This window comes from Rathayibacter sp. AY1B5 (genome assembly GCF_002932795.1).
In the GTDB taxonomy this organism is placed as follows: domain Bacteria; phylum Actinomycetota; class Actinomycetes; order Actinomycetales; family Microbacteriaceae; genus Rathayibacter.
In genome coordinates, this window is the sequence record NZ_PSWM01000009.1 from 101782 (window position 1) to 117467 (window position 15686).

The window sequence follows — 15686 nt, forward strand, 5'->3', positions numbered from 1 at the left end:
GAACCCTCACTCCTGGGGCGGACCGGCCTCGGCCGCAGCAGGATCCATGTACAGGAACTCCCAGACGTGCCCGTCCGGGTCCTCGAGGTCGCGCGCGTACATGAAGCCGAGGTCCTGCACCGGGACCGGCTCGGCGCCACCGGAGGCCAGCCCGTTCTCGAGCACCTCGTCGACCTCCTCCCGGCTGCCGACGCTCACCGCGAAGAGGCCCTGCACCTGGGAGCGCGCGTCGATGATCTCCTTCGCCGTGAAGGTCGAGAAGAAGGGGTGCAGGAGGAGCATCGCGTAGACGTGCTCGGAGGCGACGAAGCAGGCGGCGTCGTCGTTGCTGAACAGAGGATTCAGGGTCCAGCCGAGCGCCGTGTAGAACGCCTTCGAGCGCTCCAGATCCGTGACGGGGAGGTTCACGAAGATCGAGTCGACGGCCATGGGCGTCAGTATGGCGATCAGCCGCGCGACACGCGAGAGTCCGTGCCATCATCGCCTCGTGCAGTTCACCACGACGCTCTTCCAGACCGGCAACAACACCGGCATCGAGGTGCCGCCCGAGGTCCTCGAGGCCCTCGGTGGCGGCAAGCGGCCGGCCGTCGCGGTGACGGTGAACGGCTACCGCTTCACCAGCACGGTCGGAGCGATGGGAGGCCGCGCGCTCGTCCCGTTCTCGGCGGAGAAGCGCCGCGAGACCCGGCTCGCCGGCGGCGACGCGATCGACGTCGTGATCGAGCTCGACACCGCGCCGCGCGAGGTCGTCGTGCCGGAGGACCTGGCGGCCGCGCTGGCCGAGGCGGGCGCTGCTGAGCGCTTCGCAGCGCTCTCGCCCAGCGCGCGGAAGGCCCACGTCACGTCGGTCGAGGGCGCGAAGGCCGCCGAGACGAGGGTGCGCCGCGTCGCCTCGATCGTCTCGGCGCTCGCCGGCTGACGGGCGCGCCACGGTCCGGGACGCGACCTCGTCGCCGGATAGGCTGCCTCCGGCGCCCCACGGCGGAGCGCCCTGGAAGCGGAGTCGGGGGACGTGATGGGTGCGGTTCGGAGTTGGGTGTTCCCGATCGTGTGGATGGTCATCATCGGAGCAGCGAGCATCGCCCTCGTGAAGATCGCGTTCTTCCCGGACGGTGCGGCCGAGGCCGATCCGACGCAGCCGACCGGTGAGATCACCGAGCCGACCGTCGCGGTCGCCCGCGGCACGGTCACCAACGACCTCACCCTCCAGGGCACCGTCGCCGCCGACCCCGCCGTGCCGCTGAAGGCGACGGCGGCCGGAACCGTCGACGACGTCTACGTGCAGCAGGGCGCGGCCGTCGCGTCGGGCGATCTGATCTACGACATCCGCGTCGAGACTCCGCGCGACCCGGTCGAGACGACCGGCCCGGACGGCGCCGTCACCCTCACCCATCAGGAGCCCTCCGTGCGCTTCGAGCGGGTCTACGCCGCAACCGGCGGCACCCTCAGCGCGCTCGGCGTCATCCACGACCAGGCCGTCACGGTCGGCGAGGTGACCGGCCAGGTCGCGCCGCCGAGCTACGCCGTCACCGGCACGATCGACGCGCAGCAGCTCTACCGCATCCAGAACCGGCCGACGGAGGCGCAGGTCGCGATCACCGGCGGGCCCGCGGGCTTCACCTGCACCGACCTCACCATCAGCACCCCTCTCGCCGGAGCCGGCGAGGGCGGCACGACCGGCGGAGCGACGGACGGCGGCGGCGGGACCTCGACCGGCGGCTCCGGCACGAGCTTCACCTGTCAGGTGCCGACGGAGGTCACCGTGTTCCCCGGGCTCGCCGCCTCGGTGACGCTCGCGGGAGGCAGGGCCGAGGACGTCCTCGTCGTGCCGACCACCGCGGTCGAGGGCACGGCGGAGTCCGGCGTCGTCTTCCGCCGAGCGGACGACGGCAGCACCGAGGAGGTCCCGGTGACGCTGGGACTCACCGACGGCAGCTCCGTCGAGATCACCGGCGGAGTGGAGGAGGGCGCCGAGCTCCTGCAGTTCGTGCCGGGCGCGGAGGAGGCGGCTCCCGACGTCCAGCTGGGCGGCGACTGCATCGCGCAGCCCGACGGCTCGGTCTTCTGCTCGTGACGATCCTCCGGCTCGAGGGGATCCGCAAGGTCGTGCCCCTGCCCGACGCGCCGCCGCTGACGATCCTGGACGGCGTCGATCTCGAGGTGGGCGAGGGCGACCACGTCTCGGTCGTGGGGCGCAGCGGGTCCGGCAAGTCGACGCTGCTCAACATCCTCGGGCTCATCGACGAGCCCACCGAGGGGCGGATGCTGCTCGAGGGCGCTCCCACCGAGACCCTGTCCTCGCGGGCCCGCGCGCGCATCCGCGGCGGCAGCATCGGCTTCATCTTCCAGCAGTTCAACCTGCTCGAGGGGCGGACCGCTCGCGAGAACGTGATGACGCCGCTGCTCTACGCGACCGGGTCGGAGTTCTGGCGACGCCGCGACCTCGCGGCCGAGATGCTGGAGCGGGTCGGCCTCGGGCACCGCGTGGACTCGATGCCCGGGCGCATGTCCGGCGGCGAGCAGCAGCGGATCGCGATCGCCCGCGCTCTGGTGCGCCGACCGCGACTGATCCTCGCCGACGAGCCGACGGGTGCCCTCGACACCGACACCGGCGAGAGCGTGATGGGCCTGCTCGACGAGATCGCGCGCGAGTCCGGCTCGGCGCTGGTCACCATCACCCACGACCCGGCCATCGCGGCGCGGGCCGAGCGCCACTACCGGCTCGACCACGGCCGCCTGGGCGCGACCGCGGATGCGGGCACCGTCGCCGAGGCGGTGGTCCTCTGATGCGCGCGCTCGTCGGGATCGCCGGGGCGATCGTGGAGGCGTGGACCGAGCTGCGGATCCACCGCGGCCGCGTGCTGCTCTCGCTGATCGGCGTCGCGGTGGCCGTCGCCGCCCTGACCGCGGTCGTGGCCGCCGGCGGCATCGCCCGCCAGGCCAGCATCGAGCAGGCCGAGCGATCCAGCGGGCGGCCGGCGAGCCTCTTCCTCTCCGCCTACGCCTCCGGCACCGGCAGCGCCGAGCTCGACGCCGACGCCCTCCAGGCCGCCTGGACCGGCGCGCTCGAGCGCTACTCCATCACCTACGCGAGCCGCTCGACCTACGGCAGCGCGCGCGTCCAGTTCGCCGACGGCGCCGTCGACGTCGCGGTGCAGGCGGTCGACCAGCCCTTCGCCGAGATGCACCGGCTGAAGATCGTGGACGGCACCTGGTTCACGGCCCGCGACTCCCAGCGCCTCGCTCCCGCCCTCGTCGTCAACGAGCGCTTCTGGGAGCGGATCGGGAGCCCGGATCTGCGCACCCACCCGGTGGTCACCCTGCTCGGCTCCGAGCGCGACGTCACGGGCGTGGTGGTCGGCGTGACCCCCTCCTCGCAGTTCGAGACGGATCCGTCGATGATGATGCTCGCGGACGCCTACCCGGCGGTCGCCCGCGACGTCGATCCGCAGTACGGCGGGCAGGGCGTGCCGAACTACGAGATGTGGGTGCCGCTCGAGGTGGCCGAGCCCCTCGCCGCGGCGGTGGAGCGCGACGTGGCCGGTGCCCTGGGACCCGACGTCGAGGTGTCGGTCGACCGGCAGGACTACCTGGTCTACGACTCCGACCCGTTCGGCGTGCTGACCTGGGTGATCGGCGGCGTGGCGGGCCTGGTGCTGGCGCTCGGCGCGCTCGGACTGCTCAACATCGCCCTGGTCACCGTCCGGCAGCGGATCCGCGAGATCGGCATCCGGCGCAGCTTCGGCGCCTCCTCCGGCCGCATCTTCTTCTCGATCATGATGGAGAGCGTCGTGGCGACCGTGGTCGCCGGAGTCGTCGGCGTGACGATCGCGGTCATCCTCGTCACGAACCCGTGGACCGTGGCCTTCGTGCAGGACAACGGGATCACCGACATCCCGCCGTTCCCGGCCGAGGCGGCGCTGCTCGGGCTCGGGGCGGCCACCCTCGTCGGCGCGCTCGCCGGCCTCGTGCCGGCGATCGTCGCCGTGCGGGTGAAGGTGATCGACGCGATCCGCTACTGAGGCCCGCCGAGGGTGACGACGAGCTCGTCGCCCTCGAGCGCGGCGTGCGCGTCGGAGTAGTGCGCGATCCGGGGCAGCCCCCGGGTGCTCGCGCTCTCGTGGCTCCCGACGACGATCACGCGCATGCCGGCGTCCAGACCCGCCCGGATGCCGGCCTCGGCGTCCTCGAACACCAGCGCGTCCTCGGGGGAGACGCCGAGCAGGGCCGCGGCGGCGAGGTAGCAGTCGGGAGCGGGCTTGCCGTTCGCGACGTCGTGCGCGGTGACGACGGTGTCGGGGGAGGGGACGCCCGCCGCGGCCAGACGGGCGGCGGCCAGTGCCGGGCTCGCGGACGTGACCAGGGCGACGCGCTCGCGGGGGAGCGAGGCGAGGAACGCCGTCGCACCGGGGATCTCGACGGTGCCCTCGGTGTGCTCGAGCTCGTACGCGTCGAGCTCCGCGACGATCGCGTCGACGTCGCTGCCGGCCGGAGCGAAGCGGCGGACGCTGTCGGCGGCGCGGACTCCGTGCACGGCGCCGAGCACCGCGTCGTGGTCGAGAGCGAAGCGCTCGGCGAAGGCACCCCAGATGGTCTCGACGACGGCCGTCGAGTCGACGAGCGTCCCGTCCATGTCGAAGAGGGCGGCACGGGCTCGGAGGAGGTGGGGCATGCGACCATCCTGGCGGTCGCAGCGCCCCGGCGCCTGCCGGTGCGGACAGCGCTCGGACAGCGCGCGATCAGCCCGCCCTCAGGCCACGCATCGCATCGCGGCGCTACGGTGGTCCGAGATCGCGGGCAGACGCCCGGAGGGGAGTGGAGGACGCCATGACGGACGACAACGGAACCGGCACGGACCAGGGCGCGAGCACGGGCGGGGAGGCCTCCGGACCCCGCGCCGGGTGGTACCCGGACCCGGCGGGCTCGTCCCGTCAGCGCTGGTGGGACGGATCCGGCTGGACGGAGTCGCTCCGCGACGCGCCCGCGGCCACTCCGACCGCCCCGGCCGAGAGCGGGTCGGCGCTGGCCGCCGCGACTCCCGTTCCGCCGACCGCGCCGACTCCGCCCGCCGCCCCCGCGGAGCGTCCCGCCTACGGGGAGACGTCGAGCGGAGCCGCGACGAGCTACGGGCAGTCGGCCTCGGGTCAGTACCCGCAGCAGCCGTCGTCCGCCGACCCGCAGCAGGGCTACGGCCGGCAGCCCGAGGGGCAGCAGCAGCCGCAGCAGGGCTACGGCCAGCAGGCTCCCCAGCAGTACGGCCAGCAGGGCTACGGCCAGCAGGCTCCTCAGCAGTACGGCCAGCAGGGCTACGGCCAGCAGGCTCCCCAGCAGTACGGCCAGCAGGCGCAGCAGCCCTCCGGCCAGCAGCAGCCGCAGTACCCTGCCTACGCCGCGGCTCCCGGAGCACCCGTGCAGCAGCGCGACACGAGCATCGTCACCGCCACGCCGTGGATCTGGGTCGTCGTCCTCCTGCCGCTGCTCTCGGCGCTCTCGATCTTCCTGCTCCCGCCGAGCGCCATCGTCGAGTCCTCGATGGCCTCGACCTACGGTCCGAGCTCGTCGATGGGCATGTCGCCCGCGTACTTCCTCGGTCTCGGCGTGCTCCAGGTCGTCGGCTTCCTGCTCTACGCCGCGGAGGTCGTCTTCGCCTTCCTCGACTGGCGCCAGCTGAAGCGGGCCGGCGTGCAGCGTCCCTTCCACTGGGCGTGGGCCTTCCTCGTCCCGCCCTACGTGTACGTGATCGGCCGCAGCGTGGTCGTGAAGCGCGTGACCGGCGGCGGACTCCTCCCGCTCTGGATCTTCCTCGGTGTCGTGGTCGTGTCCTTCCTGATCGCGATCGGCTGGACGGTGTCGCTGTTCTCGCAGTTGACTGCGGCCTTCTCTCCCGGGGGCTTCTGACCCCGTGCGCGCCGCTGATCTCGTCCTGACCGGCGGCGCCGTCTTCACTGCCGACGCCGTGCGCTCCCGAGCGCACGGCGTCGCTGTCGTCGGAGGACGGATCGTCGCGGTGGGCGCCGACGTCTCCGAGTGGATCGGGCCGCGCAGCGAGGTCGTCGACCTCGACGGGCGGATGCTCGTCCCCGGCTTCCAGGACGCCCACGTGCATCCGGTCTGGGGCGGCGCCGCGCGGCTGCGCTGCTGGCTCGGAGAGGGCGGATCGCCCGCCGAGCACCTCGCGACGATCGCGGCCTACGCGGCACGGGAGAGCGGAGCGGAGTGGATCCTCGGCGGCGGCTGGAAGCTGCCCGACTTCCCCGCAGGCACCCCGACCGCGCGCGAGCTCGACACGGTCGTCCCGGACCGGCCCGCCTTCCTCACCAACGCCGACGGGCACGGAGCCTGGGTCAACTCCGCCGCGCTGCGCCTCGCGGGGATCGACCGCACGACGCCGGACCCCGCCGACGGACGGATCGAGCGGCTGGCCGACGGCAGCCCGTCCGGCACTCTGCACGAGGGTGCCATGGACGCGGTCCGCCGCCACCTCCCGCCCGCGAGCGCCGATGAGCTCCACCGCGCCCTGCTCCTCGGACAGCAGACCCTGCACTCGTTCGGGGTGACGGCGTGGCAGGACGCGATCATCGGCTCCTACGGCGACGTGGGCGACCCCGGACCGGCGTACCGCCGCGCGGCGCTCAGCGGCGAGCTGACCGGGCGGGTCCGCGGCGCGCTGTGGTGGGACCGCGGCCGCGGCATCGAGCAGATCCCGGAGCTGATCGCGCGGCGCGCGGCGCTCGCCACCGACCGCTTCGCCCCGACGACCGTCAAGATCATGCAGGACGGGATCGCCGAGAACTTCACGGCGGCGATGCTCGAGCCCTACCTGGACGGGCACGGTGGACACGGTCACGGCGACGGACTCTCGATGGTCGACCCGCGCCTCCTGAGCGAGGCCGTGCCGCTCCTGGACGCGGCCGGGTTCCAGGTGCACTTCCACGCGATCGGTGACCGCGCCGTGCGCGAGTGCCTGGACGCGGTCGAGCGGGCGATCGAGGCGAACGGGCGCCGCGGCAACCGTCATCACCTCGCTCATCTGCAGGTCGTGCATCCGGACGACCTGCCGCGCTTCCGGGCGCTCGACGTCGCGGCGACTCTGCAGATGCTGTGGGCCTCGCTGGAGCCGCAGATGGTGGAGCTGACGCTGCCGTTCCTCGGTGAGCGGCGCGGCTCGTGGCAGTACCCCTTCGGCGATCTGCTCCGCTCGGGCGCGGTGCTCGCCGCGGGGAGCGACTGGCCGGTGTCCACGCCCGACCCGCTCGCCGCGATCCACGTCGCGGTGAACCGTCTCTCGGCGCCGTCCGAGCGCGAGCCGGGGTGGAGCGAGGAGGTGTTCCTCCCGGAGCAGCGCCTCGATCTCGGCGCCGCACTCTCCGCCTCCACGGCGGGCTCGGCGTGGGTGAACGGCCTGGAGGCCGAGTCGGGCTCGATCGCCGTGGGACTCGCGGCGGACTTCGCCCTGCTCGACCGGGACCCCTTCGACGGCGACCCCCGCGCGATCGGGGACACCCGGGTGCTGGGCACCTGGATCGGCGGCGAGCGCGTCCACACCGCAGCGGACGCGCCCGCCTGATCCGGGTCGTTCAGCAGGCGGCGCTCAGCAGGTGATCGCCCCGCCGATGATCCCCGCGAGCAGCCCGCCGGTCGCGGAGGCGATCGCGCCGGGACCGGAGATCGCGCCGATCACCTCGCCGGTCGCGGCACCGCTGACGCCGCTCCCGGCGACGCAGTGATCCCACTCGGGCGAGCTCCAGTCGCTGTTCAGGTGCAGGCCTCCTGCCGCTGAGCGCGACGCCGAGTCCGCGGCGAAGTGGAAGGTGAGCGTGTCGGAGTCGTCGATCGACCAGTGGCCCGACACGGTGCGGCCGCGCCCGACGTCGATCCTCTCCGGGAGCGCGTCCGACGTCTGGGCGCCGTCCGTGAAGCCGACCCCGCCGCCCGCCGACTCGACGATCCGCGTGCCGTCGGTGACGTCGAAGGTCACCGTCGACGCCGATCCGCCCCGTGCCTCGAGGTGCACCCGGCCGCTCGTCTCCTGCCTCGCCGGCTCGGCGTGCGCGGCCTGCGCCGTGAACAGGGGCACCGCCAGCAGAGCGGCCGCCGCCGCGATCAGTGCCGTGCTCGTCTTCTGTCGTTCCATCGTCGTTCCCTCCATCGGAGTCCGATCCAGAAGGGAGGGCTCAGCGCCGCCGGTCGACGAGGGCGAGGACGACGGACGCCACCGCTGCCGCAGCGGCAGCGGTGACCACGACGTCCCACGGATCCTCGGCGCCCACCGCGGTCGCGACGAGGTGCCCGGCCAGGACTCCGACGAACAGGGCCGGCAGCATCAGCCAGATGCGCCGTCTTCGTCGTGCCGCTGTGCCGGCCTGTTCCCTGTCGCCCATGCTCGCCCTCCTGGATCAACCACACAGGAATGGACTACCAGGCGGTCGCGAGGCGCGTCGAGGAGGTGGCGCGACCCGTCAGGCCTCGCTGCGCTGGATGAGGCGGGAGAGGACGATCGCCGAGCGCGTGTGGTCGACGTTGGGCGCGATGCGGACCTTCTCGAGGGCGAGCTCGAGGCTGGGGATGTCGCGCGAGCGGATGTGGACGATCGCGTCGGCGGAGCCGGTGACCGTGCCCGCGTCGACGACCTCGGGGACGGCGGAGAGGATGCGGCGGAGCTCGTCGGGTGCGACTGTGCCGCGGCAGAAGAGCTCGACGTAGGCCTCCGTGGCCATGCCGTCGACGGCGGGATCGACCTTGATCGTGAAGCCGCGGATGACGCCGTCGGCCACCAGGCGGTCGACCCGGCGCTTCACCGCGGAGGCGGAGAGCCCGACCACTCCGCCGATGTCGCCGTAGCCCGCGCGGGAGTTCTGGCGCAGCAGATCGAGGATCTTCCGATCGATGTTGTCCATGCTCCGAGGATAGGCGCGGCCGGAGCGGCGCCTGGACGGCAGCAGAGTGCCACTGGAGATTCGCCACGCCCGGCTATATAGTTGCTCTCGGTCAATAGTTGATCACAGTCAACTAGAACCGCCGCCCTGCTGAAGAGGAGCCCATGTCACACCCCGAACACCGCGCCGCACCGCGCGGAACCGCCGCACCGCACGCCCCCGCCGGGCCTGACGGCGCCATGTCGCACCGCCAGGTGCTCGAATCGCTCAGCGGCCTGCTGCTGGGCATGTTCGTCTCGATCCTCGCGGGCACGGTCGTGTCGACCTCGCTGCCCCGGATCATCTCCGACCTCAAGGGCGACCAGAACGCCTACACCTGGGTCGTCACCGCGACCCTGCTCGCGACCACGGTCTCCACCCCGCTCTGGGGCAAGTTCGCCGACCTGTTCAACCGCAAGCTGCTGATCCAGCTCGCCCTCGGGCTGTTCGTCGTCGGCTCCGCGCTGGCCGGCTTCTCGCAGGACACGAACATGCTGATCGTCTTCCGCGTGTTCCAGGGCCTGGGCGCCGGCGGACTCGCCGCGCTGAGCCAGATCATCATGGCCGACATCATCAGCCCCCGGGAGCGCGGCAAGTACGCCGGCCTCTTCGGCGGCGTGATGGCGATCGGCACCGTCGGCGGACCTCTGCTCGGCGGCGTCGTCACCGACGCGTTCGGCTGGCGCTGGAACTTCTTCATCGCGATGCCCGTCGCGATCGTCGCGATCATCCTCCTCCAGGTGACGCTGCGCCTCCCCGCGCACCCCAAGCGCACCGTGAAGATCGACTACCTCGGCGCCGTGCTCATCGCGGGCGGCGTGTCGCTCCTGCTGATCTGGGTCTCGCTCGCCGGCAAGAACTTCGACTGGGCCTCGTGGGAGACCGCGGTCATGGTCGGCGGAGCCGTCGTGCTGCTCATCGCAGCCGTGATCACCGAGCTCACCGTGTCCGAGCCGATCATCCCGATGGGCATGTTCAAGAACCGCACCTTCAGCCTCGCCGTCGTGGCGAGCATCTCGGTCGGCGTCTCGATGTTCGGCGTCGCGGTGTTCCTCGCGCAGTACATGCAGCTCGCCCGTGGAGCCACGCCGACCCAGTCGGGTCTGCTCACCATCCCGATGATGGCCGGCCTGCTGATCGCCTCGACGATCTTCGGCGGGATCATCTCGCGCACCGGCAAGTGGAAGGCGATCATGATCAGCGGCGGCGTGCTCGCCGTGATCGGGACCTCGCTCCTCAGCACCCTCCGCTACGACACCGACCTGGTCCTCGTGGGGATCTACATGGCCGTCCTCGGTGCGGGCCTGGGCATGCTGATGCAGAACCTCGTCCTCGTGGTGCAGAACTCGATCGAGGTGAAGAACCTCGGCGTCGCGACCAGCGCGGTGACGTTCTTCCGCAGCCTCGGCGGCACCGTCGGCGTCTCGGTCCTGGGCTCGATGCTCGGCACCGTGATCGCCGACCGGATCAAGACCGGCATCGCGGGCCTCGCTCCGGCCGACCAGGCGCTCGCCGCACAGGCGCTGGGCAGTGGCACGATCCCGCAGCCGGCGACTCTGCCCGACGCCGTGCGCGTCGTGGTCGAGAGCGCCTACGGCATCGGTGTGGGCGACGTGTTCCTCTACAGCATCCCGCTCGCGGTCGTCACGCTGATCGCCGTCATCCTCCTGCCCAACGTGAGCCTGGGCTCGAAGAACGCGGTGCAGCTCAAGGCGGAGCCCACCACTCCGCTGCAGGCTGCGGAGGACGCGCTCATCGCCGCCTCCGACGGCCAGGCGGCTCTGCGCCCCGTCGGCCAGGCGCGGCGGACGGACGACGCGACGCACGCCCGCGAGGGTCGCGAGACCACTCCCGAGCACGGCCGTCACGCCGACGAGGAGCGGCAGGAGGAGGCCGTCGTGCGCGCCAGACGCGCCGCTCCCACCGGCTCCGTCGACGTGATCGAGCGCTCCTGATGCCCGCCGCCGCGCCCTCGGCCGAGGCGCTGCACGAGGTCGAGGAGCAGATCACCGCGCTCGCCGTCCAGGTGCGTCTCGCCGTCCGGGACGCGGCGGCGTCGATCGATCCGGCGCTGCCGCCCTTCGGACTGCGTCTGCTGCGGATGCTCGAGCGGTGCGGCCCGGTCCACTCCGGTGCCGTGGCGGAGCGGCTCGGCGTCGACCGCAGTGCGATCAGCCGCCAGGCCCGTCAGCTCGCCGATCTGGGACTGGTCGAGATGACCTCCGATCCCACCGACGGCCGGGCGCGGTTCCTCTCGCTCAGCGCTGCCGGGTGCGAGCGGATGCGCGATCTCGGCGGGGAGCAGCGGCAGCGGATGCAGGAGGCGCTGAGCGCCTGGCCCGAGGAGGACCTGCGCGCGTTCGCGGGGTATCTGGAGCGGCTGACCGCGGCGGAATGAGTCGCGGGATCTGAGCGAGTGGCGCGGACCGATGGGGTCCGCGCCACTTCTGCGTGCGCGCGCCTGTGTGCGGGGTGCGTCCAGCGCTTCGTCTCGCGCCACGAGCGCGTGTGTGCGCCGGAGCCGATCCATGGTTCCTGAGATGTTCTCACTCAGGAGGCGGTGACCGTGTTCCCCTTCGACCACGCCGCAGCGACGGAGCTGGTCCGCGCCTCGGACGAGATCGCTGCCGCCGTCTCCTCCCAGGGGGTCCTGCGGTCCGCCGCCGCCGAGCACGCCCTCCAGGAGTTCCGGGGCGCGTACGTCGGCGCGAGGAAGGCCGAGGAGGAGCGGCAGCGCCGGGAGGCGTACGCGGCGTGGGAGACGCGGGCGGCCGAGCGGGAGCAGCGGCGCCGCCTCGACCCGGCCGCGGCCCTCGCAGCCGGGGTCGACGAGGTCGTCGACCGTCCGCCGTCCGACCGGCCCGTCGTGCCGCCGCCGATCCGTGCGGCGTTCGCCCCGCAGTCGGTGGCCCGCACGTCCCCGGTGGGGTCCGCCGGAGGTGGCACGACCTCCGCCGACCCCGAGCACCTCGACGTCTTCGTCTCGCAGACCCGGCAGGCGGACGAGGCGTTGCGCTCGCGGCTCCACGATCTGATGGCCGCCTGGGGAGCGTTCGGCAACCGCTGCTCGTGGGCGCCGGTCGAGTCCTTCTCGGTGCTCCAGGGCTTCCGCGAGCTGCTGTCGATCTGCGCGGCCGACGCGACCTGGGTCGAGCAGATCTCCCTGGCCTTCGCGGCCGCCGGGGGAGGAGCGCTCTCCACCCCTGTCCTCGACACCGTCAGCACCCTGGCACGGCCCCTCGGGGGCCGGCGCCTCCTCGACTCCCTCGCGGCGCTCTCGTCCGCCCGAGAGGGCCGGGATCGGGTGGTGGAGTTCGTGCGGAATTCCGCGGAACGGCTCGAGATCGAGGGCTGGTGGCCGCGGAACGGCGCGGCCGGGCCCGATGTGTGCGGCCTCGGCGACGGCCTGACGGGCGCGAGTTACAGCTACGACTGGTGGGCCCCCGCGGGCACCGAAGTCGAGGGGGATGCGCGGAAGGTCGCGGACTCCTGGGAGTCCCTGGGGATGACGGGGCGGGTGACCGATTCGACTCCGCGCCCGCCGGTGTACGGGGCGGGTGGACCGGTGCTGCGGGCGACGTTCGTCACCGGCGCTGTCGAGGAGATGGACATGATCGGGGCCGAGATGCCGTGCGTGCCCGGCGATGTCGAAGCGCTCCTCTTCGAGGACGAGGCGCAGCGAGCGGACGGCGTGGTCCTCCCGGGCGACGAGGGGATCGTGCTGCAGCCGCGCGAGAATCAGATGATGCCGACGCCGGACGAGGGTCCGGACTCAGCGCGGTGAGCCCACCAGTCGCGCGACGTGCACGACGAAGGCGCGGCGGCGGTCCCGGGTCTCCTCGCCGCCGCGGGACGCGAAGGGGGTGAGGTGCCAGATCTCGCAGAGGCCGAGGAGGGCGATGAAGAGGTCGTCGGCGGACCAGCTCGCGTCGACGACGCCGGTGCGCTGCCACTCGACGACCCGGGCCTCGGGGGCGGGGACCCCGCCGAGATGCTCGCCGGCCTCCTCCCACACGCCGGCGCCCTCCAGGCGCGCCCAGGTGAGCAGGCGGAGGAACTCCGGGTGCTCCCAGACGTGGTCGAACATGCGGCCTGCGAGATCGGGGAGGTCCGCCGCGTCGGCGAGGAGCGTCTCGTCGAGGGCGCCGAGCGCCTCGACGACGGTCGCGACGAACAGCCCGCGCTTGCCGCCGTAGTACGCGTAGAGGCGCTCCTTGTTCAGGCCCGCAGCAGCCGCCACCCGGTCGACCCGGGCGCCCGCGAAGCCGTGGGCGGCGAACTCGACGGACGCGGCGCGGAGGATCCGCTCGCGAGCGGGCGTCAGCGGATCGGATCTCGGTTCCATGGTTCACCTCCGGGCGCTCGAACGATACACTCCTCCTTGCCCAACCAACTGGTTGGGGTGGTTCGGCCCCGATGACGCGGCTCGGATCCGGACCCGCCGGTCCCGCTCCGCTCCGTGTGAAAGGCCGCCATGCCCTCCCCGTCCGCTCCCTCCTCCGCCCGCCGCTGGTGGGTGCTCGTGATCCTCGCGCTCACGCAGCTCGTCGTCGTGCTCGACGGCACCATCGTCACGATCGCCCTCCCCGCCGCGCAGGCGGACCTCGGCCTCACCGACGTCGAGCGCCAGTGGGTCGTCACCGCCTACGCCCTCGCGTTCGGCGCGCTCCTGCTCCTGGGCGGCCGCATCGCCGACTACACCGGGCGCAAGCGCACCTACCTGATCGGGATGATCGGCTTCGGCGCAGCCTCCGCCTGGGGCGGCCTCGCCACCTCCGGCACCGAGCTGATCGCCGCCCGCGGGCTGCAGGGCGCCTTCGCTGCGCTGCTCGCACCGGCCGCTCTGGCCCTCCTCACCGTCTCCTTCCCCTCCGGCCGCGAGCGGGGCACGGCCTTCGCCGTCTTCGGAGCGGTCGCCGGAGCGGGCGCCGCCGTCGGCCTCGTGCTGGGCGGGCTGCTGACCGAGTTCGCCGACTGGCGCTGGTGCCTGCTCGTCAACGTCCCCGTCGTCGTGGTCGGCGCGATCGCCGGCCAGCTGCTCGTCACCGAGAGCCGCGCGGAGGGGCGCAACCGCTTCGACGTCGCCGGGACGATCACCGTCGCGCTCGGGCTCGGGAGCGTCGTCTACGGCTTCACCCTCGCCGAGCAGGGCTGGCTCCGCGTCGACACCCTCGGCTTCCTCCTGGTCGGCGTGCTGCTGCTGGCGCTCTTCGTGCGGATCCAGGCCCGCTCCGACCACCCGTCGCTGCCGCTGCGCATCGTCGCCGACCGCGTCCGCGGCGGAGCCTTCCTGGTGCAGGCGATCGTCGGCAGCGTGATGATCGGCTCCACCCTCTACCTGACCCTGCACCTGCAGCTGGTCCTGGGCCTGCCGCCGCTCGAGGCCGGCCTGGCCAACCTGCCGATGACGGTGACGATCATGATCGTCGCGGGAGTCGCCGCCAAGCTGCTGCCGCGCACCGGCCCGCGCGTGCTGATGATCGTCGGCCCGCTGATCGCGGCCGCCGGGCTCCTCTACCTGAGCCGCATCACCCCCGACGGCGGCTACCTCCTCGAGGTGCTGCCCGCGCTGATCCTCCTGGGCGTCGGCATGGCGATGGTCTTCGTGCCGCTGCAGAACCTCGCGCTCACCGGAGTCGCGGCTCACGACGCCGGTGCCGCCGGAGCGACCGCCAACGCCGCCATGCAGATCGGCGGCTCGATCGGGCTGTCGATCTTCACGACCCTCTACGCGGGAGTCGCGGGCGAGCAGCAGTCGCCGGTCGCGTTCGTCGACGGCTACTCCGCGGTCTTCGTCGCGGCCGCGATCGGACTGGTCGTCGCCTCCGTCGTCGCCGTCGCGATGATCCGGGTGAAGAAGGAGGAGTTCCTCGCCCAGGCTCCGAAGGAGGCCGTCGCCCACCTGGGCTGATCCCGGCCTAGGCTCGGAAGCGCCATGCAGCCACTGACCGAGACCGAGATCCGCGAGTCCTTCGTCAACGCCTCCCGCAAGGAGGTCGCCGATCTCGCGCTGCCGAAGGACTTCGACGCGCTGGACTGGTCGGTCATCGACCATCTCGGCTGGCGCGACCGGCGGATGGGCCGCCGCGCCTACGTCGTCGTGCCGCTGGAGGAGCGCCTCGTCGGGATCCTGCTCACCCAGGCCGACGCCCTGCCGCGCTCGCGGGCGCAGTGCTCGTGGTGCCGCGACGTGCAGCTCCCGAACGACGTCGTCTTCTTCGGGGCGCGGAAGGCCGGAGCGGCCGGGCGGGCGGGGGACTCGCTCGGCACGCTCGTCTGCTCCCGCTTCGAATGCTCGGTGAACGTGCGGCGGCGCCCGTCGGTCGCCTACATCGGGTTCGACCTCGAGGCGGCGCGAGCGCAGCGGATCGCGACTCTGCAGGCACGCACCGAGGGCTTCGCGCGCGAGGTGCTCGGCGAGGCGTGACCGCGCGAGGTACTCGGCGAGGCGTGGCCGCGCGAGGCGCTCGGCGAGGCGTGGCCGCGCTCAGCGGCGCGTGGATGCGCGGACGTGCATCCGCTCGCCCTGGCGGCCGAACAGGCTGAGGAACTCGACCTGCTGCTCGTCGGCGCGACCGAACCAGTGCGGCACCCGGGTGTCGAACTCGGCGGCCTCGCCCGCCGGCAGCACCAGATCGTGCTCGCCGAGCCGCAGGCGGAGCCGCCCGCTCAGCACGTAGAGCCACTCGAAGCCCTCGTGGGCACGTTGCTCGGCGGGCTCCGGCACCGGCCCCGGTGGGAGCGTGTGCTTGAACGCCTGGAGCGCGCCGG

18 protein-coding genes are annotated in these 15686 nt (G+C 72.8%); 11 read left to right on the plus strand and 7 right to left on the minus strand.

What is annotated here, in order from left to right; genetic code table 11:
* Positions 1-6: 6 nt before the first annotated feature.
* Positions 7-429, minus strand: coding sequence for a VOC family protein (locus C5D44_RS08170; RefSeq protein WP_104276217.1), 423 nt, complete (start codon positions 427-429; stop codon positions 7-9).
* A gap of 58 nt (positions 430-487) precedes the next feature.
* Here C5D44_RS08170 and C5D44_RS08175 point away from each other — a divergent pair, with 58 nt between their 5' ends.
* From C5D44_RS08175 to C5D44_RS08190, 4 genes are all read left to right on the plus strand, one after another.
* Positions 488-919 (plus strand): YdeI/OmpD-associated family protein, encoded by a 432-nt coding sequence (locus C5D44_RS08175; RefSeq protein WP_104281357.1) that lies wholly within the window; start codon positions 488-490, stop codon positions 917-919.
* A 117-nt stretch (positions 920-1036) separates the two neighbouring features.
* Positions 1037-2074: an efflux RND transporter periplasmic adaptor subunit gene (locus C5D44_RS08180; RefSeq protein ID WP_104281358.1), complete on the plus strand. Its 1038-nt coding sequence runs from the start codon at positions 1037-1039 to the stop codon at positions 2072-2074.
* Positions 2071-2787, plus strand: coding sequence for an ABC transporter ATP-binding protein (locus C5D44_RS08185; RefSeq protein ID WP_104276214.1), 717 nt, complete (start codon positions 2071-2073; stop codon positions 2785-2787). The genes C5D44_RS08180 and C5D44_RS08185 overlap by 4 nt, the downstream gene beginning before the upstream one ends.
* Positions 2787-4022, plus strand: a complete 1236-nt coding sequence (locus C5D44_RS08190; RefSeq protein ID WP_104281359.1) for an ABC transporter permease — start codon at positions 2787-2789, stop codon at positions 4020-4022. The genes C5D44_RS08185 and C5D44_RS08190 overlap by 1 nt, the downstream gene beginning before the upstream one ends.
* Here the strand turns inward: C5D44_RS08190 and C5D44_RS08195 are convergent.
* Positions 4016-4672 carry an HAD-IA family hydrolase gene (locus C5D44_RS08195; protein ID WP_104276212.1) on the minus strand — a complete coding sequence of 219 codons (657 nt, stop codon included), beginning with the start codon at positions 4670-4672 and terminating at the stop codon, positions 4016-4018. The genes C5D44_RS08190 and C5D44_RS08195 overlap by 7 nt on opposite strands.
* A 155-nt stretch (positions 4673-4827) precedes the next feature.
* Between C5D44_RS08195 and C5D44_RS18475 the strand changes: the two genes are divergently transcribed.
* Together C5D44_RS18475 and C5D44_RS08205 are read left to right on the plus strand one after the other, a co-directional pair.
* A complete protein-coding gene (locus tag C5D44_RS18475) occupies positions 4828-5898 on the plus strand; it encodes a DUF2510 domain-containing protein (protein WP_258067916.1) in 1071 nt (356 codons plus the stop codon).
* Between the two features lie 4 nt (positions 5899-5902).
* Positions 5903-7567 (plus strand): amidohydrolase, encoded by a 1665-nt coding sequence (locus C5D44_RS08205; RefSeq protein WP_104281360.1) that lies wholly within the window; start codon positions 5903-5905, stop codon positions 7565-7567.
* Between the two features lie 24 nt (positions 7568-7591).
* On the opposite strand, the gene C5D44_RS08210 is transcribed toward C5D44_RS08205, so the two are convergent.
* From C5D44_RS08210 to C5D44_RS08215, 3 genes are all read right to left on the minus strand, one after another.
* The gene (locus C5D44_RS08210) at positions 7592-8134 is read right to left on the minus strand and encodes a hypothetical protein (RefSeq protein ID WP_146088007.1); all 543 of its coding nucleotides are present in this window, start codon (positions 8132-8134) and stop codon (positions 7592-7594) included.
* Positions 8135-8174: 40 nt separating this feature from the next.
* Positions 8175-8381, minus strand: coding sequence for a hypothetical protein (locus tag C5D44_RS17710; RefSeq protein ID WP_146082628.1), 207 nt, complete (start codon positions 8379-8381; stop codon positions 8175-8177).
* Between the two features lie 78 nt (positions 8382-8459).
* Positions 8460-8897, minus strand: coding sequence for an Lrp/AsnC family transcriptional regulator (locus tag C5D44_RS08215; RefSeq protein ID WP_104222855.1), 438 nt, complete (start codon positions 8895-8897; stop codon positions 8460-8462).
* A 218-nt stretch (positions 8898-9115) separates the two neighbouring features.
* Between C5D44_RS08215 and C5D44_RS08220 the strand changes: the two genes are divergently transcribed.
* The 3 genes from C5D44_RS08220 to C5D44_RS08230 all read left to right on the plus strand — a co-directional run bounded on the left by C5D44_RS08220 (position 9116) and on the right by C5D44_RS08230 (position 12699).
* Positions 9116-10870 (plus strand): MDR family MFS transporter, encoded by a 1755-nt coding sequence (locus C5D44_RS08220; protein ID WP_104281362.1) that lies wholly within the window; start codon positions 9116-9118, stop codon positions 10868-10870.
* A complete protein-coding gene (locus C5D44_RS08225) occupies positions 10870-11313 on the plus strand; it encodes a MarR family winged helix-turn-helix transcriptional regulator (RefSeq protein ID WP_104281363.1) in 444 nt (147 codons plus the stop codon). The genes C5D44_RS08220 and C5D44_RS08225 overlap by 1 nt, the downstream gene beginning before the upstream one ends.
* A gap of 162 nt (positions 11314-11475) precedes the next feature.
* Positions 11476-12699, plus strand: coding sequence for a hypothetical protein (locus C5D44_RS08230; protein ID WP_104281364.1), 1224 nt, complete (start codon positions 11476-11478; stop codon positions 12697-12699).
* On the opposite strand, the gene C5D44_RS08235 is transcribed toward C5D44_RS08230, so the two are convergent.
* Positions 12688-13260: a TetR family transcriptional regulator gene (locus tag C5D44_RS08235; protein ID WP_104281365.1), complete on the minus strand. Its 573-nt coding sequence runs from the start codon at positions 13258-13260 to the stop codon at positions 12688-12690. The two genes, C5D44_RS08230 and C5D44_RS08235, sit on opposite strands and share 12 nt — an antisense overlap.
* A 129-nt stretch (positions 13261-13389) precedes the next feature.
* Between C5D44_RS08235 and C5D44_RS08240 the strand changes: the two genes are divergently transcribed.
* A complete protein-coding gene (locus C5D44_RS08240; RefSeq protein ID WP_104276205.1) occupies positions 13390-14826 on the plus strand; it encodes an MFS transporter in 1437 nt (478 codons plus the stop codon).
* Positions 14827-14850: 24 nt separating this feature from the next.
* Entirely contained in the window at positions 14851-15342 is a 492-nt protein-coding gene (locus C5D44_RS08245; protein WP_104281366.1) for an FBP domain-containing protein, read from the plus strand.
* Positions 15343-15402: 60 nt separating this feature from the next.
* On the opposite strand, the gene C5D44_RS08250 is transcribed toward C5D44_RS08245, so the two are convergent.
* Positions 15403-15686, minus strand: a 284-nt coding sequence (locus C5D44_RS08250) for a cupin domain-containing protein (protein ID WP_146088008.1), incomplete at its 5' end; no start/stop codon positions are given.

Excerpts from the sequence above, each read along its gene's own strand:
- C5D44_RS08240 (WP_104276205.1), top strand. The coding sequence starts at position 13,390 with ATGCCCTCCCCGTCCGCTCCCTCCTCCGCCCGCCGCTGGTGGGTGCTC.
- C5D44_RS17710 (WP_146082628.1), bottom strand. The coding sequence starts at position 8,381 with ATGGGCGACAGGGAACAGGCCGGCACAGCGGCACGACGAAGACGGCGC.
- C5D44_RS08235 (WP_104281365.1), bottom strand. The coding sequence starts at position 13,260 with ATGGAACCGAGATCCGATCCGCTGACGCCCGCTCGCGAGCGGATCCTC.
- C5D44_RS08215 (WP_104222855.1), bottom strand. The coding sequence starts at position 8,897 with ATGGACAACATCGATCGGAAGATCCTCGATCTGCTGCGCCAGAACTCC.
- C5D44_RS08220 (WP_104281362.1), top strand. The coding sequence starts at position 9,116 with ATGTCGCACCGCCAGGTGCTCGAATCGCTCAGCGGCCTGCTGCTGGGC.
- C5D44_RS08195 (WP_104276212.1), bottom strand. The coding sequence starts at position 4,672 with ATGCCCCACCTCCTCCGAGCCCGTGCCGCCCTCTTCGACATGGACGGG.
- C5D44_RS08225 (WP_104281363.1), top strand. The coding sequence starts at position 10,870 with ATGCCCGCCGCCGCGCCCTCGGCCGAGGCGCTGCACGAGGTCGAGGAG.
- C5D44_RS08190 (WP_104281359.1), top strand. The coding sequence starts at position 2,787 with ATGCGCGCGCTCGTCGGGATCGCCGGGGCGATCGTGGAGGCGTGGACC.
- C5D44_RS08170 (WP_104276217.1), bottom strand. The coding sequence starts at position 429 with ATGGCCGTCGACTCGATCTTCGTGAACCTCCCCGTCACGGATCTGGAG.
- C5D44_RS08245 (WP_104281366.1), top strand. The coding sequence starts at position 14,851 with ATGCAGCCACTGACCGAGACCGAGATCCGCGAGTCCTTCGTCAACGCC.
- C5D44_RS08210 (WP_146088007.1), bottom strand. The coding sequence starts at position 8,134 with ATGGAACGACAGAAGACGAGCACGGCACTGATCGCGGCGGCGGCCGCT.
- C5D44_RS18475 (WP_258067916.1), top strand. The coding sequence starts at position 4,828 with ATGACGGACGACAACGGAACCGGCACGGACCAGGGCGCGAGCACGGGC.